Genomic DNA, 20,747 nt, shown 5'->3' with positions numbered 1-20,747 from the left:
GGGCCGTCTGCGTTGTTCGGTGGGGCAGTCGTTCGGTGGAGCGGTTGGGCTGTCGCGCGGACTACTCGTCCTCGAAACGGCGACGGAAACGTTCTTCCATCTTCTGTGAGAACGAGCTGCGGCTGGGCCGGCTTCCCTCTTCGTTGGGCGCTTCGGCACCCTGGTCACCACGACGCAGAGTCGTCACGGTGAGCAGCACGCCGAAGAACATCAACAAGAAGCCGACCACGCTCACCACCGGGATACCAGCGAGCTTCGGCAACATCACACCCGTCACCAGCAGTGCCACACCCACGGCGAACAACGCGATGCCTTGGATGCGACGCCGTCGTGACGGCTTGCGCAGCTTGGCACCGCGCACAGTGGATGCGAACTTCGGGTCCTCGGCGTAGAGCGCGCGCTCGATCTGGTCGAGCAGTCGCTGCTCGTGCTCGGAGAGTGGCATGGCTCCTCCTCCGGCACAGCGGTCGCGGGCGCCGGGTAATCACGGTTGCCGCCGGTCCCGGCGGACGCCCCGCCCTGGGGGCGTCACGACCAGGATACGATTCGCGAGCCTTGCCGACTACCCAGTCCGTGCCCCTAAGCGGTTCGTTCTGTCACCATCATCCTCACGGGTCAACGGTCAGACCGCCGTGAGGTCGCACGAATCCACCTCGGGTCGACTGTCAAGACCTCAGAAAGCTGCGTTGCCGCCCTCTTCGCGGCACTGATCGAAGCACCCCGACGGCCACATCGCGGCCCGGAACGCGCAGCAACGCCCGAATCCCCCGCCCTTCATCCCTCCTTTCGGCTATCCCGGTCACCCAGAGTCACCGACCGCCTAGCCCGCATGCGCGACCAACCGAGACCGAGATCACACCAGCCCCCACTCCCCTTCCCGGCGGCAGGCATCCGCCCAGACGGAGTACGGGACCACGAAGCCCGCGCCCTCCACACCCCGCGCCGCCGCCCGGCCAAGATCCAGATGATCACCTCCTCCCTATCGTCTCGTTCGTCTTCGTGCCGATGGAGCGGATCGATCGGACAGGCCGCAGCGGGACGTTCGAGAAGCGGATGACCGCCACCCGGCCGGGTGTCCCTCGATGGGGCCACGCCGAGGCCCGGCAAGCCCGCTCGGACTGCGCTTGCGAGCGGACAGGTGGTCGGGCGCGGGGCCTGGGCTGTAGGGGGCCGGCGGGGACCGGCGGGGACCGGGAGACGATGAGGCCCAAGGCCCGAGCCCAAGGGCGGCTGGGGAGCTGGGGGGCTGGGAGGGTGCCCGTGCCTGCTTCGGGGGCAGGGGTGGGCTGGGCGGCTCCTTTCATTTGGATCGATAGCCGCTGGCGGTCGGGCGTCGGCGGACGGCGTTCGGGTCGGGTTGGCGGTCGGGTCGGGCGGTTGGCGGTCGGGTCGGCGGTCGATGGCCGGTCGGGTCGGCGGTCGGCGGTTGGGGCGGCGGGCGGCAGTCGGGTCGGCGGTCGATGGTCGGCGGTCGGGTCGGCGGTCGATGGTCAGTCGGGACCGGCGGTCCGGCCCCACGGACGGGACCGGCGGTCGCGGTCAGGGTCGATGGTCGGCGGTCGGGGGGCGGCGGTCGGGGCGGTCGGGGCGGTCGGACCGTTGGCCGCGCCGGTCAGAGGTGGGTTGGGGTTGGGGACCTCCTCGCGATGCGGTGGTGAGGGCTGGGAGTGGGGCTTGGGTTGGGGCGCAGGTCGGGCCTCGGGCGGGTGGTGGCTTGGGTTGCGGCTCGTAGCAGGTCCTGCGCCACGGCTGCCGGGGATCCGCGCAGGCGGGACGGGGTGGTGTGCAGGACTACCGCTCCCGCGGCGGCCAGGAGGTCTCGGGCAGGCGCGGGGGTGGTGAACTGCCAGGCCAGGCCGAGGCCGTCCCACCAGGCGTCCGCCACGCCCAACGGACGGCCCTCCGCCGACTGCAGGACCACGCCCCACGTGGGCACCGGCAGGGGCAGGTCGTCCAGGACGGCCCGCGCCCAGGCTTGCGGCACGGACCGCACGCCGTCGGCCAGCTCCGACAGCACCTGCCTGGCGGGCTCCGAACCGCGCGCCAGACCCGGTCTGAGGTCGGCCACCGGGACACCACCGTGGCGAACGACCTCCGTCAGCACGGCCCGGATGTCGTCACGTGCCCGCAGCGCCTTGGCGGTGTCGACGGCGGCCCTCGCCAGCGGGACCGTCAGGAAGCCCCGGCGCAGCACCGGGTCCGGTAACTGGCGGGTGCGGGTGATGCGGATCCCCGCGGCCGGCTCGATCGCGCGGGTGACGAGGATCTGCACCGGGCCGGCGGCGGGCAGTGCCCGCATGCCGTGCAGCTGGAGCGCGTCCGGACCGGTGAGCAGGGTGCCCGGCCCGCCGTACCGCAGGGCCGCGCGCACCAGTTGCAGCCGGGTCGGCGGTGTTCGGGCCAGGAGCAGGATGCCGGGCAGGACGTGCTGCCACGGACCGCGCGGGCGGCACCGGACGGCCAGCTCGCCGCTCGGCAGGCCGAGGCTCAGCAGCTCCGACGCGGTGGCGACGCGGTGCGGGAAGAGGCCGCCCAGGGCGTCCAGGTCGATGGTGGTGCGGTTCGAGGTGCGCATGCGTCCACGATCGACGGTTCGGGGAGGTCGGTCGACGGTGGAAACCGGAACTGTGGACAACTCGTCGGCCTGTGGACAACTCCCGGCCAACGAGCGAAAAGAGGCCTTCCGCAGACCCGACCAGTCTGCGGAAGGCCTCGGAAGACGGCGGTCACCCCTCGTTGACCACCGCGTGGACTCAGAGGCTGACGAGCTCCTCGTCGGGGAGCTCCACCTGCTGCTCGCGACGGGCGGAGCGGACCTCGCGCCAGGCGTCCATCACGGCGACCAGGCCGCCGGCGAGCGCGAAGGAGACAGCGAGCGCGACCACGCCGTCGAGGTCGGACTTGAGGATGATCACCACGGCCGCCGACACCATGACGACGGTGAAGACGAGGGTGCTCGCGAGACGCTCGGTGAACCGCCGGCGGGACTTGCCCTGCTCCTCGATCTGGTTCATGACTCCCCCTCTGAACTCGGCTGATGTCCTCATTTGTACGAGGTGTGGCCGCCGAGTTCTGCGTCAGATGACGCAGAACGGGAAGTCAGTTGGTGAAGTCGTAGAGCCGGCTCACGCGGTGGATGTCGATCTTTCGCCGCCCGGTGCTGATGATGCCCTCCTCGCGCAGCACGCGCAGCACCCGCACGAGCGATTCCCGCGATGTTCCCGCGATTCCCGCGAGGTCCTCCTGGCTCAACGCGATCTCGCCCTGGTCCGCGACCCCCCGTTGCAGCGCCACGTCGATGAGGACGGCGGCGACGCGCTGGGTGGCCGTGCCGCTGATCTGCACCCGCTGGCGGTCGGTGTCCCGCTGCCTGGCCACCACGACGATCAGCACGGACCACGCGATGCGCGGGTACCGCTGGCACAGGCCCGCGAACGCGCCGGCGGACAGCACCAGCGCTCGCACCGCGCCCAAGGCCCACACCGTCGCCGACCGCGGCTGTCCGTCCACCGCCGAGCGCTCACCGACGATGTCACCGGCCCCGCGCACGGCCAGGACCTTCTCGCTGCCGTTGGCGGTCGTCTTGGTCACCCGCAGCAGGCCGCGCCGGACGACCAGCACGTGCCGGCTGACCTCACCCTCGTGGCAGACCACGGACCCGGACGGGTAGTCGCGCTCGACACCCGCCGCCAGGAGCACCTCGTGCTCGGAGGGCGTGAGCAGACCCCAGAACCGATCCACGGCCCCCACTGTGCCGGGTGATCGCCCGCGGGGCCCCGGTCAAGCCCTCCGACCACCCGAACGGCGCGGTCGCGGGGGTCGGGAACCCGAACACCGGAAGAATCGAACGCCGGGACAGCCGAACACCGGGACGACCGGGCGCGATCAGGGCTCGCGGTCCGGCTTCGGCTCCTTCAGCCCCGAACGGGTGGGCCCTTGGCCCAGCAGGGACGCCGGACGGATCGCCGCCGTGCCGAACTTCGACCGCGCCTGGTCGGCCGCCTGCTCCGCCTCGCGCCAGCCCCGCTCCGGCGCGTCGAACATCAGCTGCTCGCCGTCGTCGCCCTCGACCAGCTGCTCGATCCGCACCCCGATCAACCGCACCGCGCCGGGCGGCACCTGCTCGTCCAGCAGGGTCGAGGCCGTCTTGTAGACCTCCTGCGTCACGTCCGTGGCCACCCGCAACGTGCGGGACCGGGTGATCGTGGTGAAGTCGGAGAACCGCACCTTGATCGACACCGTGCGCCCGCGCAGCCCGCGCGCCCGCAGCGTCGCCGCCGAACGCTCCGACAGCCGCAGCAGCTCGCGGCGCAGCAGCTCGCGGTCGAAGTGGTCGACCTCGAACGTCTCCTCCGCGCCGATCGACTTCTCCCGCGTGTGCGGCACCACCGGCCGGTCGTCGTGCCCCTGCGCCAACGCGTGCAGGTGCTCGGCCAGCGCCACCCCGATCAGCCTGCGCAGCCGGGGCAGCGGCGTGGCCGCCACGTCCGCCACCGTCTCCAGCCCCACCCGGTCCAGCTGCTCGGCCGTCCGCTGCCCCACGCCCCACAGCGCGGACACCGGCAGCGGGTGCAGGAACGACAGCACCTCGTCCTGCGGCACGACCATCATCCCGTCCGGTTTGCACATCCCGGACGCGAGCTTGGCCAGGAACTTCGTCGGCGCGACGCCCACCGAGCAGGTGATCCCGTGCGCCTGCTCGACCTGCGCCCGGATCAGCTGCGCGACCTGCGCTGGGCTCGACCGCATCCGCTTCAGCGCACCGCTCACGTCGAGGAACGCCTCGTCCAGGCTCAGGGGCTCGACCAGCGGCGTGACGTCCCGGAAGATCGACATCACCCCGCGCGAGACCTCCTGGTACCGGGCGAAGTTGGGCGACACGAACACCGCGTGCGGCGCGAGCCTGCGCGCGTGCGAGGTCGGCATGGCGGACCGCACGCCGAACTCGCGAGCCAGGTAGTTCGCCGACGCGACCACGCCCCGGTTCGCCGTGCCGCCCACGACCACCGGTCTGGTCGCCAGCTCCGGCCGGTCGCGGATCTCGACCGACGCGTAGAAGGCGTCCATGTCCACGTGCAGCATCGAGCAGCCGGTGTCGTCCGGCCAGACGCCGTCCCGTGCGCGGAAGCGGTCGACGAGACCGCGCGGCAGGTTCGCGCTGCGGCCCACGTCCACCCCCATCAAGCCGAACACCCGTTCGAGACCCTACTCCAGGCGGTAGGCGCGGTGCGCGTTCTCCCACCCGATCAGGCGGGTGATCCTCTCCGCGTCCGCCAGGGCGAGAGCATCCTCCCGCAACCCCTCCGACAGGAAGTCCGACAACGCGCGGCGGAAGAACTGCGCACCCAGGTAGTACAGCTCGGCCAGCGCGAACGCGTCGGTCGAGAACAGGAACTTCCCGAACGGCACGATCTCCAGCGCCTCGGCCAGCACCCGGCCCGCCTGGTGCCCGACCGCGTGCGTGGCCAGCCCCAGGTCCGCGAACACGTGCGGGAACACCTGCGCCAGGTACCCGGCGTTGCGGTGGAACGGGTAGTTGTGCAGCAGCACGACCGGCACGCCGAGCGGTGCGGTCGCCCGCAGCAGGTCGGTGAGCAGCAGCGGGTCGCACCGGTGCAGCGACAGGTCCGCGTCCCCGTAGCCGACGTGGAACTGCACGGGCAGCCCGCGGTCCAGCGCCTCCCACACCAGGAACCGGCTGATCACCGCGTCCGCGCACCGGGCCGAGCCGGAGGTCAGCCACTCCCCCGCGGCGGCGACCACCTCCCGGTCCGACGGCCGCGCCGGGTCGAGGTCCAGCCCCACCCGGTAGGCCGCGATCGACTTCGCCGCGACCGCCGACGACGAGTCCAGCACCTCCCGCACCCGCGCCGGGAACCCGGCGGCCGGGCCACCGTCGACGACGTCCTCGGCCACCCGCTCCAGCCGCAGCACGGGCAGTTCACGCGAACCGGTGAACTCGGCGGGCCCCACGAAGCCCTCCGGCCACGTGCCGCGGTCCACCAGGAACGTCGAGATCCCGGTCGCGGACAGCAGCGCCCGGTTCACCTCGGCCGCGCCCAGCGACCGACGCCGCGCCACGTACTCCCCGGCCGGCGCGAGGGGCGGCAGATCCAGCAAAGGCGCACACCAGCGCCGCACCGCGAGCCCCAACGACGAGTCGAACAGCGACGTGCCCCGGGGCGACGGGGACTCGGCCTCGGTCAGGTTCGACTCGAACGCCAAGCGGTCGAGATCAGTGCCCAGCACGCCGTGGCAGTGGTGGTCGAGGAGGGGCGCCGAGGCCACGCACGGCAGCAGCGGGTCCACTTGTTGAACTCTAGTGACCTGGTGTAACCACGCACGATGGACACAGCCGAGCGGGAGCACCGACGTGCGCTGGCCGCCGACCTGGTGGACGACCTGCTGGAGCAGGACGTGGTGGCGGTCGCGCTCACCTGGGTCGACCACAGCGGCATCACCAGGGTGAAGTCGGTCCCGCTCGCGGGCCTGCCCAGAGCCGCCGCCGACGGCGTGGGCGCGTCACCGGTGTTCGACGTGTTCCTGCTGGACGACACGATCGTCGCCGGGCGGCACGCGGGCGGCCCGGTCGGTGACCTGCGGCTGCGGCCGGACCTCGACCGGCTGACCGTGCTGGCGGCGCAGCCGGGCTGGGCGTGGGCGCCGGCCGACCGCTTCGACCAGGACGGCGAACCGCACCCGCAGGACGAGCGCGGCCTGGCGCGGGCGGTGGCCGACCGGCTCGCCGTGCACGGCTACGCGGTCCAGGCGGGCTTCGAGGTGGAGTGGGTCGTCGGCCAGGGCGGCACCGACGAGTTCCTGCCCGCCACCACCGGACCCGCGTACGGCCACGCCCGCCAGGTGGAGCTGTCCGACTACGCCGCCGACCTGCTGTCGGCGCTGGCCGAGCAGGACGTGGACGTGCTCCAGTTCCACCCCGAGTACGCGCCGGGGCAGTTCGAGGTGTCCACCATCCCGGAGGACCCGGTGCACGCGGCGGACACGTCGGTGCTGGTGCGCGAGACGATCCGGGCCATCACGCTGCGGCACGGCCTGCGCGCGTCGTTCTCGCCGAAGGTCACCGCCGACGGCGTGGGCAACGGCGGTCACCTGCACCTGAGCCTGTGGCGCGACGGCCGCAACCTGTTCGACGGCGGCGAGGGCTGGTTCGGGCTGACCGACGACGCCGAGGCGTTCGCCGCGGGTGTGCTGCGCCGGCTGCCCGCGCTGTGCGCGATCGGATCGCCGTCGGTGGCCGGGTACCTGCGGTTGGTGCCGCGGCACTGGGCGGGCGCGTTCGCCGCGTGGGGGCTGGAGAACCGGGAGGCGGCGTTGCGCCTGGTCGCGGGGCGTGACCTGGAGGTCCGCTGCTACGACCTGTCCGCCAACCCGTACCTGGCGGTGGCGGCGACGATGGCGGCCGGCCTGGCCGGGATCGTGGACCGCGAACGGCTGCCGGAGCCGGTCGGGGTGGACCCGGTCGCGCTGCCCGACGTCCGGCGCCTGCCGACGTCCCTGGAGGAGGCCGTGGCGGCGTTCGAGGCGGACGAGGTGCTGACCGAGGCGTTCGGCGCGGAGTTCGCCGCGACGATCGTCGACGTGCGGCGCGGCGAGGTCGCCCGGTTCGCCGACTGCTCACCGGAGGAGATCGCCGCGCTGACCCGCTGGCGGCACTGAGCCGACTTCACCTGCCGTTCGAGACCTCGTCCAACGCCTTGCGCAGGCGCGTCAACGCCCGGTGCTGGGCCACGCGCACCGCGCCCGGCGTCGAACCCACCGCGTCCGCGGTCTCCTCGGCGGACAGGCCGAGCACCACGCGCAGCACCAGGATCTCCCGCTGGCGGTCCGGCAGGACGCTCAGCAGCTGCCCCACCCGGTCCGACAGCTCGCCCTGCAGCGCCCGCAGCTCGGGCCCCGGCTCGTTGCCCGCGCTGTCGGGCAGCTCGGGCACGGACTCGGCCCGGTTGCGCGCCGACGCGCGGTGGGCGTCCGCGACCTTGTGCGCCGCGATCCCGTAGACGAAGGCCAGGAACGGCCGACCCTGCTCCCGGTAGTTGGGCAGCGCCTTCAGCACGGCGAGGCAGACCTCCTGGGCCACGTCCTCCGCCGACGCCGACGACCGCTGCCCGGTGCCGACCCTGGCCCGGCAGTACTTCACGACCACGGGCCTGATCTCGGCCAGCAACGCCTCGACCGCCCGCCGGTCACCCCGGACCGCCGCCTCGACGTGCTTCTCCGGTCCTCCTCCCACCCGTGCCGGTGGAGGGTGCGGGACGTCCTCGGACTGCACGGGCACCACCGCCCTCACCGCATCACCGCGAAGTACCGGCACACCTGCAAACCCGACCACCACTGCTGTCATCGCGAGCTCCTCGACGTCCGCGCGCTGGACGACTCTCGGGGGCACATGCGAACGCGACGTGGGTTTCGCACGGTGATGACGCGGGTCACAGAAAGTTAGTCCGAATGGCCGCGTTTGCAACCCGAATGGGCGAACCAGGCCGATTACCAACTGCGTTGGGTGACCAAAGCGCGATCAATTACCCGACGGAGTCGGACGAGCGCCCGGTGTTGCGCCACCCGAACGGCACCGGGCGTGGCGTGGACGGCGGCGGCGGTCTGCTCCGCCGAGAGCCCCACCACGACCCGCAGCACGAGGATCTCCCGCTGCTTCTCGGGCAGCAGCCGCAGCAGCGCGCCGACGTGGAGCGACAACTCCTGCCGCAACGCCGCCTGCTCGGGGCGCACGTGCTCGTCGTCGGGGGTGTCGGGCAGCTCGGGCACCGGATCGGCCTTGTTGCGCAACGCCGCGCGGTGCGCGTCGGCCACCTTGTGCGCGGCGATCCCGTAGACGAACGCCAGGAACGGCCGACCGTGGTCCTTGTAGGTGGGCAGCGCGGTCAGCAGCGCCAGGCACACCTCCTGCGCCACGTCGTCGGCCGACGTGAACGAACGCTCCTGACCGCCCACGCGGGCGCGGCAGTAGCGGACCACCAGCGGGCGGACGGTGGCCAGCAGCGACTCGGTGGCCCGGCGGTCACCGGCGACGGCCGCGCGCACCCGGGGCTCCAGGTCTTCGGGCGCGGGTCCGGCCATCAGCAGGCTCCGGCTAAGTGCGGGTCTCCCATGGCTGATCCTCTGCGGGTAGGCGGCGGGACGTCCGTTCTACCGCACTCGGGCCGGCTTTCGGCCCAACACGTGCAAGCGGGCGGCCACGTCGCGCAGCGGCGAGCGGGTCGACGCGGCCAGTTCGAGCTCGGCCAACGCCTCGGCGGCGCCCGGGTTGGCCTCCAGCACCGCGCCCGGGACCAGGTCGGACACCACGCCGTGCCCCTGGACCAGCTCGACCTCCAGGCCCGCCGCCGGCACCAGCGCCTCCAGCGCGGCCACGTCGAACCGGCGGCGCAGCGGGTCGCGGGTGCCGGTGAGCTGACCGGCCTCGTCGTCCAGCAGGCGCCGCGCGTCGACCAGCCGACCGGCGATGGCCCGGTGCAGCACGGCCGCGTACCGGTTCGCCACCAGCAACGACACCGCGCCACCCGGCGTGACGGCGGCGGCCAGGGCGGCCAGCGCCGCGTCCACGTCGTCCACGACCTCCAGCAGCCCGTGCCCGAGCACCAGGTCGGCCGAACCGTCGCCGTCCAGCGCGTCGGTGTCGCCCTGCACGGCCGTGATGCGGTCCAGCACGCCCTCGTCCGCCGCACGGCGGTGCAACGTGGCCAGCGCGTCCGGACTCGGGTCGACCACCGTCACCGAGCAGCCCGCCACGGCCAGTGGCACGGCCCACACACCGCTGCCACCGCCGACGTCGAGCACCCGCGGCGGTTCACCGCCCCTGCGGTCGCGCGCGGCGGTCAGCTCGGCGTCGAGCACCCTCTGTACGGCGTCCGGTCGCATGGACGTAGAGCGTAAGGGCCGTAGGCTGCACTACGTGCATACGGTGGCGGTGCTCAGCCTCAAGGGTGGCGTTGGGAAGACGACGGTCGCGCTCGGTCTCGCGTCGGCGGCGCTGCGGCGCGGTGTCCGGACGCTGGTCATCGACCTCGACCCGCAGTGCAACGCCACCTCGACGCTCGAACCCGGCGACACCGAGGCCAGCATCTACGACGTCCTGCAGGACCCGAGCGCCGACACGCTGGACAAGGCGATCGCGACCAGCGCATGGGGTGACGGGGTGGACGTGCTGGCCGGGTCGGAGGACGCCGAGTCGCTGAACCACCCGGACCCCGGCGAGACCCGCCTCGGCCGGTTGCGCGAGGCGTTGCGGCTGCTCCAGGACGACGAGGAGCCCTACCAGCTGGTGCTGCTGGACTGCCCGCCGTCGCTGGGTCAGCTGACCCGGTCGGCGCTGGTCGCGGCGGACCGCGCGCTGCTGGTGACGGAGCCCACGATGTTCGCGGTGGCGGGCGTGCAGCGGGCCTTCGAGGCGGTGCAGGCCGAGCGCGAGCACAACGAGGAGCTGCAACCGCTGGGCGTGGTGGTGAACCGGGTGCGGCCGAGGTCGCACGAGCACCAGTTCCGCATCGAGGAGCTGCGCGACATCTTCGGGCCGCTGGTGATGCCGGTGGCGCTGCCGGACCGGCTCGCGGTGCAGCAGGCGCAGGGCGCGTGCATGCCGATCCACGAGTGGGGCACGCCTGGCGCGCGCGAGGTGGCGCTGGCGTTCAACCTGCTGTTGGCTCGGATACTGCGGATCAGCCGCAGCCGCCGCCGGGCCGTGCACCACGACTTCGACGACGAGGAGATCGAGGAAGCGGTGGACGCGTGAGCACGACGGCCCTCCTGGCGTTCACCGTCGCGGCGGTCCTGCTCACGATCACGCCCGGCCTGGACACCATGATGCTGGTGCGCATGGTGCTGGGCGGCGGCCGCAAGGTCGGGTTGGTCGGCGGGTTCGGCACGACGCTGGGCTGCCTGGTGTGGGGTGCGGCGAGCATCGCCGGGCTGACCGCGCTGCTGGTCGCCTCGCAGGTCGCCTACGACGTGGTCCGCTACGCGGGCGCGGCGTACCTGCTGTGGCTGGGCGGGTCGGCGCTGTGGAAGTCGTGGCGCGGCGTGCTGGACGGGCCGGCCGAGGTGCCGTCGGTCACGCCGGCCCAGGCGTTGCGGATCGGGTTCACCACGAACCTGCTCAACCCCAAGATCGGCGTGTTCTACCTGAGCCTGCTGCCCCAGTTCCTGCCCTCCGACCAGGCGTCGGCCGGGTGGGGCGCGCTGCTGGTCGGCGTGCACGTGGGCATCGGCCAGGTGTGGCAGGTCGTCGTGGTGTGGCTGGCCGGCCGGGCGGCGCTCGTGCTGACCAGGCCCGCGGTGCGGCGGTGGACCGAGCGGCTGACCGCGTCCGTCCTGGTGGGCTTCGGCCTGAAGGTGGCTTTCGACAGCGGTGCCCGAGGGTGACACGGTCTTCCTGGCCGGGCACCGCCTGAACGAGGCGCTGGCCGGCCGCCGAGTCCTGCGCGGCGAACTGCGCCACCCGAGGTGGGCCACCGCCGACCTGAGCGGTCGGGACGTGCTCGGGGTGCACTCGGTCGGCAAGCACCTGTTCACCCGGTTCTCCGGCGACCTGAGCCTGCACAGCCACTTCCGGATGGACGGCGCCTGGCACCTCTACCGGCCGGGCGAGCGCTGGAAGCGGCCGGGCCACCAGGTGCGGGCGCTGCTGGAGGTGCCGGACCGGGTCGCGGTCGGGTTCGCGCTGCACGACCTGGAGCTGCTGCCGACCGACCAGGAGTCGCGGCTGGTCGGTCACCTGGGCCCGGACCTGCTGGGCGACTGGGACGACGGGCGTGCCGCCGAGGCCGCCGCCAGGCTCGCGGCGGACCCGGACCGGGAACTGGGCCTCGCGCTGCTGGACCAGCGGGTCATGGCCGGTGTGGGCAACCTCTACAAGGCCGAGGTGTGCTTCCTGCTGGGCGCCTCGCCGTGGAGCCCGGTGTCGGCGGTGGACCCGGCGGAGGTGGTGCGGCTGGCGCGCAAGCTGCTGCTGGCGAACGCCTGGCGACCGGAGCAGAACACGACCGGCCTGATGGGACGCGGGCGGCAGCACTGGGTGTTCGAGCGGTCCGGCAGGCCGTGCCTGCGCTGCGGGACGAGGGTGCGCGTCGGCGGGCAGGGCGCGGGCGTGCTGGAGCGCCCGTCGTACTGGTGCCCGCGCTGCCAGCCAGGGCCGATCGCTTAGGGTTACCGCCGTGGTCTACAAGAGCGTGGTGCGCAAGGCGTTGTTCCGGATGCACGGCGGTGACGCGGAGCGGGTCCACGAGACCACCCTCGGCCTGCTCGCCAAGGTGAGCCCGGCGGCGAAGCTCGTGCGCCGCAAGCCCGCCTCGGAGCGCACGGTCTTCGGCGTGCGGTTCCCCAACCCGGTCGGCCTGGCCGCGGGGCTGGACAAGAACGGCCGGGCGCTGCCCGCGTGGGGCGCGCTGGGGTTCGGGTTCGTCGAGGTCGGCACGGTCACCCGGCACGCGCAGCCGGGCAACCCGAAGCCGCGCCTGTTCCGGCTGCGCGACAGCGAGGCGATCATCAACCGGATGGGCTTCAACAACGACGGCGCGCTGGAGCTGGCCAACCGGCTCGACCGCCTCGGCCCGCTGTCCGTGCCGCTGGGCATCAGCCTGGGCAAGTCCAAGGTCACGCCGGTCGAGGACGCCGTGGAGGACTACCGGACGTCCCTGCGCGCGCTCTACCGGCACGGCGACTACTTCGCGATCAACATCAGCTCGCCCAACACGCCGGGCCTGCGCAGCCTCCAGGACCGCGCGGCGTTGACCGAGCTGCTGTCCGCGCTCAACGCCACCGCGCACGAGCTCGCCGGGTCGAAGCCGCGCAAGCCGATCCTGGTCAAGATCGCGCCCGACCTGACCGACCCCGCGATCGCGGAGCTGCTGGAGGTGTGCGCCGAGCACGAGGTCAGCGGCCTGATCGCGACCAACACCACGCTGTCGCGCGACGGCCTGGCCCCGGCGGACCAGCGGCTCGCGCACGAGGCGGGCGGGCTGAGCGGCAGGCCGTTGGCCGCCCGCGCCCGCGAGGTGGTGCGGTTCGTGAGCCGGGAGACCGACGGCCGGCTGCCGATCATCGGCGTCGGCGGCATCGCGGGCCCGGACGACGCCAAGCGGATGCTCGACGCGGGCGCGAGCCTGCTCCAGGTCTACACCGGCTTCATCTACGAGGGCCCGGGTCTGGTCGGCCGCATCAACCGCGCGCTGCTCCACGCGTCCTCGTAGGCGTCGGAACGACCCCGCCCACGAGGAGACGCTCCCGGGGCAGTGGCCCTCAGGCCTTGCGGGCCGCCCGCAGCCAGCGCAGCACCGGGTGCAGGATCACCACGAGCAGCGAGCCCCAGACCAGGCCGCCCAGCTTCATGTCGCCCAGCTCCAACGTCAGGTCGCCCACCCCCGCCACCAGGGCCGCACCGCCGACCAGGGCGTTGCCGGGGTTGGTCAGGTCGACCCGGTTGTCCATCCACACCCGCACGCCGACCAGGCTGATCAGGCCGAGCAGCACGAGCGTGGCGCCGCCGACGACGCCCGCCGGGATGGTCGAGAGCGCCGCGGTGAGCTTCGGCGAGAACGACATGAGCACCGCGGCCACCCCCGTGACCGCGTACGCGGCGGTGGAGAAGACCCTGGTCACCCCCATCACGCCGATGTTCTCGGAGTACGTGGTGGTGCCCGACCCGCCGCCGAAGCCCGCCAGCGCGGTGGACACGCCGTTCGCGATGATCGAGTCACCGACGTTGCCGTCGAGGTTGCGGCCGGTCAGCGCGCCGATCGCCTTGACGTGGCCGACGCTCTCCGCGACCAGCACGATCACCACCGGCAGCACCAGCAGCGTGACCGACGGCCGCAGCTCCGGCGCGTGGAACTCGGGCAGCCCGAACCAGGAGGCCCGACCGACCGCGCCCGTGTCGACCAGGCCGAGCCAGAAGCCGAGCGCCCACCCGGCGACCACGCCGATGAGCACGGAGAAGCGGAACGCCACACCACGACCGAGCACGCCGCACAGCAGGATCACGCCCAGCGTCACCACGGCGGGGAGCGGCTGCTTGGCGAACGACTCGGTGGCCCGGTGCGACAGGTTGAGCCCGATCAGCACGACCACCGCCCCGGTCACCACCGGCGGCATCACGGCTTCCAGCAGCCGCACGCCCAGCGCCTTCACCGCGACGCCGAGGATGATCACCAGCAGGCCGGCCGCGAGCACGCCGCCGAGCTGCGCGGCGATGCCCTCGTCACGGGCGGCGGACAGCGGCGCGATGAACGCGAACGACGCGCCGAGGTAGCTGGGCACCCGGTTGCGGGTGATCAGGAGGAACAGCAGCGTGCCGAGGCCCGAGAACAGCAGGGTGGTGCCGACCGGGAGCCCGGTGGTGGCGGGGACGAGGATCGTGGCGCCTGCCATGGCGACCAGGTGCTGGGCGCCGAACCCGATGGTGCGCGGCCAGCTGAGCCGCTCCTCGGGCGCGATGGCGTCGCCGTCGGTGGGGCGGCCATCTCCGCGCACGGTCCACAACGCCACTCAACGACCTCCCCGGCGACCAGGACGGACCGCGCTGTCCGACCCGAGGATCCTGCCACGCCATGTAGTGGCCGCGGCTATATAACGGTCTGATAATCACACGATTGCAGCAGCGTACGCCACTGAGGCGGCGAGGTCAGCCCAACTCCGCTACGCAACGTGATGTAACCGAGGTTCGTGCAGATGGCCGCGCGGGTGTGAACGGTCGGTCAGGCGGATCGTCCGACGACGTCGGGCGGGCCGACGGTCAGCGCGACAGCTCGCGCAGCGCCGACGCCAGGCCGGCGAGGTGGTCCGTCGCGTCACCCAGCACCTGCCGGGGGTTGGACGCGGTGCTCTCGGCGAGCACCCGACCGGCCGCGGCGACCAGGCCGCAGTAGCCGTCCACGCCCTCGTCCAGCTGGGTCCGCAGCCTGCGCACGCCCTCGACCAGCGGTGCCCGCTGCAACGGCGGCGCGGTGTCGCGCGCGCGTTCGACGGCCTGGAGCTGGCGGGACACGGCCCGGAGCGCGGACGAGGCCTCGGAGCCGGTGGCGCGGGCCTGCTCGACCGAGTCGGTCGGCACGGAGGTCAGCGCGGCCGAGTCGAGCTGGCGCAGCAGCTCGCGCAGCGTGTCCTCGGCGTCCTCCAGCCGTTCCATCGGCTGACGCGCCGCCGAGGAGCGGGCGGGCAGCGGTTCGTGCACCGGCGCGATCGCCAGCTCGCGCCGGGCCGCGTCGATGCCCCTCATCTTCATGTTCGTGCGCACCGCCAGCACGGACGTGCCGGCGAACCCCAGCGCCGCGGCGACCCCGATCCCGGGACCGATCACGTTGAGGAGGGCCAGCGTGCCGACGGCCGTGAGCAGGGCCAGCACGATCAGCCAGAAGGCGAGCACGCGGCTCGACCGGCGGTACCGCCGGTCGAGCTTCGCGCGCGGGTCGTTCCACGCGGCGTAACGCCGCTTCACCTGGTCCGCGACTTGCCCTTGGAGCTGGCCGCCGATGATCTGGGCGATCTCGCCGGCCACCTTCCGCCGGGGTTCCATCGCGGACACCACCCTCTCAGCCCTGGCTCGCCGGCGGGTTCTGCCGGATCTGCTGGGTGGGCTGCGCCTGCGTCTGCTGCACCCGCTGCTGGATCTCCTGCTGGATGCTCGCGCTCGCACTGGCCGGCTGACCGCTGGTCACCTCGCCGGCGACCTTGCCGCCCGCCATCGACGCCCGGATCTGCTCCAGCCGCGAGTGGCCCGCCATCTCGGTGGTCGACTGCTGGACCTCCAGCATCCGGCCCTGCACCGAGTTCTGCGCCAGCTCCGCGGAACCGAGCGCGGTGGTGTACCGCTTCTCGATCTTGTCGCGGACCTCCTCCAGCGACGGCGTGTTGCTCGGCGCGGCCAGCTCGGTCATCTGGCGCAGCGAGTGCGAGACCTGCTCCTGCATCTTCGCCTGCTCCAGCTGGCTGAGCAGCTTGGTGCGCTCCGCGAGCTTGCCCTGCAGGACCATCGCGTTGCGCTCGACGGCCTGCTTGGCCTGCGTGGCGGCCTGCAACGCCTGGTCGTGCAGCGTCTTCAGGTCCTCGATGCTCTGCTCGGCGGTCACCAGCTGGGTGGCGAAGCCCTGCGCGGCGGTCTCGAACTGCGTCGCCCGCGGCTCGTCGCCCTTCGCCCTGGCCTCGTCGGCGAGCACGAGCGCCTGGCGTGCGGATGCCTGCAGCTTCTCCACCTCACCGAGCTGGCGGTTGAGCTTCATCTCGAGCTGGCGCTGGTTGCCGATCACCGCGGCGGCCTGCTGCGACAGCGCCTGGTGCTGCCGCTGCGCCTCCTCGATGGCCTGCTGGATCTGCACCTTCGGGTCGGCGTGCTCGTCGATCTTCGACGAAAAAGCCGCCATGAAGTACTTCCATGCCTTCACGAAAGGGTTGGCCATCTCCTACGCCTGCCTTCTCCGCACTTCCCTGGCTCGCGCTCGTGATTGGCAACGACCCGGTGCCGGTGTTGGTTCCATCGTGTCAGTTGTCCCGCGCTGCTTCCACCGACCTGGGGAGATATCCGGGATCACCCTGAGTCACCCCCGACTTTCGTCGGCATGGTCATCCTGCCCGTCCGACTCCAGAGGGACGCGGCGACCCCGGCGTGGGTTGCCAACTCGTTGCACGTCCACGCCTGGAACGCCGAGAGCCGAGCCGGTCGGACCGGCTCGGCTCTGGCACGTGTGTGGGCAGGGTTACGCCGCCACCACCGCGTTGCGCGGCTTGCTGATCGAGGTCGACAGCCGGTGCGTGAGCACGGGCTGCAACCGCAGGTCGGACAGGTCGTTGCCGATCACCGCGGGCACCATCGCACCCGCCTCCAGGCTCGCCGCCGCGGGCGCGGCGGTCCGCTCGGCCAGTTCGGCCGGGGTCGGCACGGGCGCCTGGACGGCGCCGATGTCCGAGGCGACCAGGTGCAGCAGCTCCGACAGGGGCAGGTCCAACGCCTCGCAGATGGCGGCCAGCAGCTCGCTGGACGCCTCCTTGCGGCCACGCTCCACCTCGGAGAGGTACCCCAGGCTGACGCGGGCGGTCCTGGAGACCTCGCGCAGCGTGCGGCGTTGGGTGGTGCGGGCATGGCGGAGCCGATCACCGATCGCCTCGCGTAGCAGCACGGTCATCGCGCGCCTCCTTCCGGCCGGCCGTGCCACCACGTTACCGACCCGTCCCGTCGACGGGCAGTGACTTCCCGACACGTCCGCCAAGGGCGAACGAGTGAACCGGCCGGTAAGTTCCCGCGTGCGCGTCCGGGTGTGACCGGGAACGCGCAGCTCACGTCACCCGACGGGGATCTTGAGGTGCTCGCGCAGGAGGTCGAGGACCGCCGAGGTCGATCTTCTGCGGACTTCGTCACGGTCACCACCCAGAGTGAGCGTTCGAACGGATGTTCCGGACGGACCGGACAAACCGAGGTGGACGGTGCCCGGTGCTACCCCGTCCTGGGGGTCCGGGCCGGCCACCCCGGTGAGGCCGAGGCCCCACGTCGCGCCGCAGCGCTCACGTGCCCCCGCGGCGAGCTGCCGGGCCACCTCGGGGTGCACCGCGCCGTGCTCGGCCAGCAGGGCGGCGTCCACGCCCGCGAGCGCGTGCTTGAGGTCCGTCGCGTAGACCACGAGCCCGCCGCGCACCACGGCGCTGGAGCCGGGCACGGAGGTCAGCTCGACGGTCACCATGCCCGCGGTCAGCGACTCGGCGGTGGCGACCGTCTCACCGCGGGCCCGGAGAGCCTCGACCACGTCTGCGGCGCTCACGCCCCGGCCACCGCGCGCTTGCCGCGTGCCCGCAGCCGGAAGGCGCGGATCACGTAGTCGATGCCCGTGACCACGGTCAGCACCACGGCCGCGCCCATCGTGACCACCGAGACCGCGTCCAGCCAGGACGGCAGCGGCAGCACGTACAGGCCGATGGCGACGATCTGCACGAGCGTCTTGGCCTTGCCGCCGCGGCTGGCCGGGATGACGCCGTGCCGGATGACCCAGAAGCGCAGCAGCGTCACGCCCAGCTCGCGCACCGCGATGACGACCGTCACCCACCACGGCAGCTCGCCCAGCAGGCTCAGGCCCACCAGGGCGGCGCCGGTGAGGGCCTTGTCCGCGATCGGGTCCGCGATCTTGCCGAAGTCGGTGATCAGGCCGTGCTTGCGGGCGAGGTTGCCGTCCACGTGGTCGGTGACCGACGCCACGGCGAACACCCCGAACGCGGCCAGCCGCCACCACGGGTGGTGGCCGTCCTCCGCGAACAGGAAGTAGAGGAACACCGGCACGAGCACCAGCCGGGACATCGTCAGCACGTTGGCGATGTTCAGCACCGGCACGCGCGCGGGTTCGGTCACCTCGGGAGCACCTCGATGGCCGAGACGACGAGGTCGACGCCCTCCGACGCGTCGACCCGGCAGCGCACCAGGTCGCCCACCTCCAGGCCGTCGGCGTTGGTGATGACGCACTCGCCGTCGACCTCGGGCGCCTGGTGGGCGGCGCGGCCGACGCAGTCGTTCTCGTCGTCCTCCGCGGTCTCGACCAGGACGACGACCTCGTCGCCCACGCGGTCCTCGGCGCGCTGCGCGGTCAGCTCCTCGACCAGGTTGGAGATGCGGGCGACGCGCTCGTTGACGGTGTCGGCGTCCAGCTTGTCCGGCAGGCCCTCGGCCTCGGTGCCGTCCTCGTCGGAGTAGCCGAACACGCCCACCGCGTCGAGCCGGGCGGCGGTGAGGAAGCGCTCCAGCTCGGCCACGTCGTGCTCGGTCTCGCCGGGGAAGCCGACGATGACGTTGCTGCGGATGCCCGCACGGGGCGCGAGGGCGCGGATCTGCTCGACCAGGCCCAGGAAGGACTCGGTGGACCCGAACCGGCGCATCCGGCGCAGCACGGGCTCGCTGGAGTGCTGGAAGGACATGTCGAAGTAGTCGGCCACGCCCTCGGTGGTGGCGATGGCCTTGACCAGCGTGGGCTTGGTCTCGGCGGGCTGGAGGTAGGAGACGCGGACCCGGTCGATGCCGGGCACCGCGGCGAGCCGCTGGAGCAGCAGCTCCAGGCCGCCCAGCTCGCGGGGCAGGTCCTTGGCGTAGGACGTGGAGTTCTCCGAGACCAGGAACACCTCGCGCACGCCCTGCTCGGCCAGCCACATCGCCTCGGCCACCACCTCGTCGGGGTGGCGGGAGACGAACGCGCCGCGGAACGACGGGATCGCGCAGAACGAGCAGCGGCGGTCGCAGCCGGAGGCGATCTTCAGGGGCGCCACCGGCGTGTCCGCCAGGCGGGTGCGCAGCACGCGCGGGCCCCAGCCGTGACCGGGCACCTGCACCTCGGTGGCGGCCTGGGGCCGCTGCACGGGCGTGAGCGGCAGCAGCGTGCGCCGGTCGACCGGCTTGTGGGACTCGATGGTCTGACCGGCGAGGACGTCGTCCAGCCGGCCGGCGAGGTCGGCGTAGTGGTCGAACCCCAGCACGGCGTTCGCCTCCGGGAGGCTGTCGGCCAGCTCGGCGCCGTAGCGCTCGGCCATGCAGCCGACGGCGACCACCTTCGCGCCGCTGTCGGCGGCGGCGAGCAGGGTGTCCACGGAGTCCTTCTTCGCGGACTCCACGAAGCCGCACGTGTTGACCACGACCACGTCGGCCTCGTCGTCGACGAGCTCCCACCCGCCGGCGGTGAGGCGGCCGGCGAGCTCTTCGGAGTCGACTTCGTTGCGGGCGCACCCGAGGGTCAGCATGGCGACGCGCTTGGACGTGGTGGGGGAAGACACGGTGCTCAGGGTAACCGGCGCACGGCCCACCCCGACCCGCCAGTGCGCCCTCGACCCGGTGAGCGGTCCGCGAGCCCGCGACTCGGCCCACCTCCACGTTCGCCTCGCGGGCGCGAGGCCTACGTTTGCACCGTGAACGACTCGATCAACGTGCGTCGCGCACGCACCGGCGACGTGCGGGCCATGAAGGCCCTCATCGACGCCTACGCCGGCAAGGTGCTGCTGGCCAAGCCGCTCGTGACGCTGTTCGAGGACATGCAGGAGTTCTGGGTCGCGGAGGAGGACGGGGTGGTCCTCGGGTGCGGCGCGCTGCACGTGCTGTGGGAGGACCTGGCCGAGATCCGCACGGTGGCCGTGTCGCCCGCGGCGCTGGGGCGGGGCATCGGGCACAAGATCGTGCACCGGTTGATCGAGACGGCTCGTGAGCTGCAGCTGCAGCGGCTGTTCGTGCTGACGTTCGAGACCGCGTTCTTCGCCCGGCACGGGTTCGTGGAGATCGACGGGACGCCGGTCTCCCCCGAGGTCTACGAGGAGATCATGCGGTCGGCGGACGAGGGCGTCGCGGAGTTCCTCGACCTGTCGTACGTGAAGCCCAACACGCTCGGCAACTCGCGCATGCTCCTGCACCTGTAACTCTTCGAGTAATAACTCGAAGAGTCTTGACTCCACGAGCGCCGACCTCCAGGATCGGTGCCGTGGAGCAGTTGACGGTCGACGAGCTGGCGGTCCGGGTGGGCCTGCCCGGCAGCACCATCCGCATGTACCAGACCAAGGGTGTGCTGCACCCCCCGCGCAGGCAGGGCCGCGTCGCGTTCTACGACGCCTCCCACCTGGAACGCCTCACCCTGGTGCAACGGCTCCAGTCGCGCGGCTTCTCGCTGCCCGCCATCGCGGAACTGGTCAAGGCGCGCGAGCGGGGCGCGAGCGTCGCGGCCGTGCTGGGCGTGGGCGACGAGGAGGGCCCGGACGACTGGGTCCGGATC

Annotated in this window: 23 protein-coding genes; 7 read left to right on the top strand and 16 right to left on the bottom strand. The window is 72.6% G+C overall.

Annotated elements, in window-relative coordinates; translation table 11 throughout:
- Nucleotides 1-61: 61 nt before the first annotated feature.
- The 6 genes from AB0G02_RS05155 to AB0G02_RS05130 form a co-directional block, all read right to left on the bottom strand.
- Nucleotides 62-445 (bottom strand): DUF3040 domain-containing protein, encoded by a 384-nt coding sequence (locus AB0G02_RS05155; RefSeq protein WP_360789590.1) that lies wholly within the window; start codon nucleotides 443-445, stop codon nucleotides 62-64.
- Nucleotides 446-1,612: 1,167 nt separating this feature from the next.
- On the bottom strand, nucleotides 1,613-2,575 hold the full coding sequence (locus tag AB0G02_RS05150) for a hypothetical protein (RefSeq protein WP_360789587.1): 963 nt from the start codon (nucleotides 2,573-2,575) through the stop codon (nucleotides 1,613-1,615).
- 178 nt (nucleotides 2,576-2,753) lie between these two features.
- The gene (locus AB0G02_RS05145) at nucleotides 2,754-3,014 is read right to left on the bottom strand and encodes a hypothetical protein (RefSeq protein WP_360789584.1); all 261 of its coding nucleotides are present in this window, start codon (nucleotides 3,012-3,014) and stop codon (nucleotides 2,754-2,756) included.
- Between the two features lie 85 nt (nucleotides 3,015-3,099).
- Nucleotides 3,100-3,741, bottom strand: a complete 642-nt coding sequence (locus tag AB0G02_RS05140; RefSeq protein WP_360789581.1) for a Crp/Fnr family transcriptional regulator — start codon at nucleotides 3,739-3,741, stop codon at nucleotides 3,100-3,102.
- 144 nt (nucleotides 3,742-3,885) lie between these two features.
- The gene (locus AB0G02_RS05135; RefSeq protein WP_360789596.1) at nucleotides 3,886-5,169 is read right to left on the bottom strand and encodes a DNA polymerase IV; all 1,284 of its coding nucleotides are present in this window, start codon (nucleotides 5,167-5,169) and stop codon (nucleotides 3,886-3,888) included.
- A 36-nt stretch (nucleotides 5,170-5,205) separates the two neighbouring features.
- Complete coding sequence (locus tag AB0G02_RS05130) at nucleotides 5,206-6,309, bottom strand: amidohydrolase family protein (protein WP_360789578.1); 1,104 nt, start codon at nucleotides 6,307-6,309, stop codon at nucleotides 5,206-5,208.
- A gap of 36 nt (nucleotides 6,310-6,345) precedes the next feature.
- On the opposite strand from AB0G02_RS05130, the gene AB0G02_RS05125 reads away from it, so the two are divergent.
- Nucleotides 6,346-7,677 (top strand): glutamine synthetase family protein, encoded by a 1,332-nt coding sequence (locus AB0G02_RS05125; RefSeq protein WP_360789576.1) that lies wholly within the window; start codon nucleotides 6,346-6,348, stop codon nucleotides 7,675-7,677.
- 7 nt (nucleotides 7,678-7,684) lie between these two features.
- On the opposite strand, the gene AB0G02_RS05120 is transcribed toward AB0G02_RS05125, so the two are convergent.
- The 3 genes from AB0G02_RS05120 to AB0G02_RS05110 all read right to left on the bottom strand — a co-directional run bounded on the left by AB0G02_RS05120 (nucleotide 7,685) and on the right by AB0G02_RS05110 (nucleotide 9,897).
- On the bottom strand, nucleotides 7,685-8,308 hold the full coding sequence (locus AB0G02_RS05120) for a sigma-70 family RNA polymerase sigma factor (protein ID WP_360789573.1): 624 nt from the start codon (nucleotides 8,306-8,308) through the stop codon (nucleotides 7,685-7,687).
- 197 nt (nucleotides 8,309-8,505) lie between these two features.
- Nucleotides 8,506-9,096, bottom strand: coding sequence for a sigma-70 family RNA polymerase sigma factor (locus AB0G02_RS05115; RefSeq protein WP_360789570.1), 591 nt, complete (start codon nucleotides 9,094-9,096; stop codon nucleotides 8,506-8,508).
- Between the two features lie 69 nt (nucleotides 9,097-9,165).
- Entirely contained in the window at nucleotides 9,166-9,897 is a 732-nt protein-coding gene (locus AB0G02_RS05110) for a methyltransferase domain-containing protein (RefSeq protein WP_360789568.1), read from the bottom strand.
- Nucleotides 9,898-9,931: 34 nt separating this feature from the next.
- Between AB0G02_RS05110 and AB0G02_RS05105 the strand changes: the two genes are divergently transcribed.
- Genes AB0G02_RS05105 through AB0G02_RS05090 form a run of 4 tightly spaced genes read left to right on the top strand, consistent with a single transcriptional unit; the run spans nucleotide 9,932 to nucleotide 13,223 of the window.
- Nucleotides 9,932-10,768: a ParA family protein gene (locus AB0G02_RS05105; protein WP_360789565.1), complete on the top strand. Its 837-nt coding sequence runs from the start codon at nucleotides 9,932-9,934 to the stop codon at nucleotides 10,766-10,768.
- Nucleotides 10,765-11,397 carry a LysE family translocator gene (locus AB0G02_RS05100; protein WP_360789562.1) on the top strand — a complete coding sequence of 211 codons (633 nt, stop codon included), beginning with the start codon at nucleotides 10,765-10,767 and terminating at the stop codon, nucleotides 11,395-11,397. Before AB0G02_RS05105 ends, AB0G02_RS05100 begins: the two co-directional genes overlap by 4 nt.
- Complete coding sequence (locus tag AB0G02_RS05095) at nucleotides 11,384-12,178, top strand: DNA-formamidopyrimidine glycosylase family protein (RefSeq protein ID WP_360789559.1); 795 nt, start codon at nucleotides 11,384-11,386, stop codon at nucleotides 12,176-12,178. Before AB0G02_RS05100 ends, AB0G02_RS05095 begins: the two co-directional genes overlap by 14 nt.
- Nucleotides 12,179-12,188: 10 nt before the next feature.
- The gene (locus AB0G02_RS05090; protein WP_360789556.1) at nucleotides 12,189-13,223 is read left to right on the top strand and encodes a quinone-dependent dihydroorotate dehydrogenase; all 1,035 of its coding nucleotides are present in this window, start codon (nucleotides 12,189-12,191) and stop codon (nucleotides 13,221-13,223) included.
- A gap of 49 nt (nucleotides 13,224-13,272) precedes the next feature.
- On the opposite strand, the gene AB0G02_RS05085 is transcribed toward AB0G02_RS05090, so the two are convergent.
- From AB0G02_RS05085 to rimO, 7 genes are all read right to left on the bottom strand, one after another.
- Nucleotides 13,273-14,517, bottom strand: coding sequence for a solute carrier family 23 protein (locus AB0G02_RS05085; RefSeq protein WP_360789553.1), 1,245 nt, complete (start codon nucleotides 14,515-14,517; stop codon nucleotides 13,273-13,275).
- Nucleotides 14,518-14,764: 247 nt separating this feature from the next.
- Nucleotides 14,765-15,544 carry a hypothetical protein gene (locus AB0G02_RS05080; protein ID WP_360789550.1) on the bottom strand — a complete coding sequence of 260 codons (780 nt, stop codon included), beginning with the start codon at nucleotides 15,542-15,544 and terminating at the stop codon, nucleotides 14,765-14,767.
- 16 nt (nucleotides 15,545-15,560) lie between these two features.
- Nucleotides 15,561-16,424 (bottom strand): PspA/IM30 family protein, encoded by an 864-nt coding sequence (locus tag AB0G02_RS05075; protein WP_360789547.1) that lies wholly within the window; start codon nucleotides 16,422-16,424, stop codon nucleotides 15,561-15,563.
- Between the two features lie 297 nt (nucleotides 16,425-16,721).
- Entirely contained in the window at nucleotides 16,722-17,147 is a 426-nt protein-coding gene (locus tag AB0G02_RS05070) for a helix-turn-helix transcriptional regulator (RefSeq protein ID WP_360789544.1), read from the bottom strand.
- A gap of 156 nt (nucleotides 17,148-17,303) precedes the next feature.
- The gene (locus AB0G02_RS05065; RefSeq protein ID WP_360789541.1) at nucleotides 17,304-17,777 is read right to left on the bottom strand and encodes a CinA family protein; all 474 of its coding nucleotides are present in this window, start codon (nucleotides 17,775-17,777) and stop codon (nucleotides 17,304-17,306) included.
- A complete protein-coding gene (gene pgsA, locus AB0G02_RS05060; RefSeq protein WP_360789538.1) occupies nucleotides 17,774-18,358 on the bottom strand; it encodes a CDP-diacylglycerol--glycerol-3-phosphate 3-phosphatidyltransferase in 585 nt (194 codons plus the stop codon). Before pgsA ends, AB0G02_RS05065 begins: the two co-directional genes overlap by 4 nt.
- Nucleotides 18,355-19,731 (bottom strand): 30S ribosomal protein S12 methylthiotransferase RimO, encoded by a 1,377-nt coding sequence (gene rimO / locus AB0G02_RS05055; protein WP_360789593.1) that lies wholly within the window; start codon nucleotides 19,729-19,731, stop codon nucleotides 18,355-18,357. The genes pgsA and rimO overlap by 4 nt, the downstream gene beginning before the upstream one ends.
- A gap of 165 nt (nucleotides 19,732-19,896) precedes the next feature.
- Between rimO and AB0G02_RS05050 the strand changes: the two genes are divergently transcribed.
- Nucleotides 19,897-20,397, top strand: coding sequence for an amino-acid N-acetyltransferase (locus AB0G02_RS05050; protein WP_360789535.1), 501 nt, complete (start codon nucleotides 19,897-19,899; stop codon nucleotides 20,395-20,397).
- A 62-nt stretch (nucleotides 20,398-20,459) separates the two neighbouring features.
- Nucleotides 20,460-20,747 (top strand): MerR family transcriptional regulator (locus tag AB0G02_RS05045; RefSeq protein ID WP_360789532.1); only part of this gene is annotated, 288 nt, incomplete at its 3' end.

Source organism: Actinosynnema sp. NPDC023658, from assembly GCF_040639995.1.
Lineage (GTDB): Bacteria > Actinomycetota > Actinomycetes > Mycobacteriales > Pseudonocardiaceae > Actinosynnema.
This window is presented reverse-complemented; position numbering and strand designations above follow the sequence as displayed.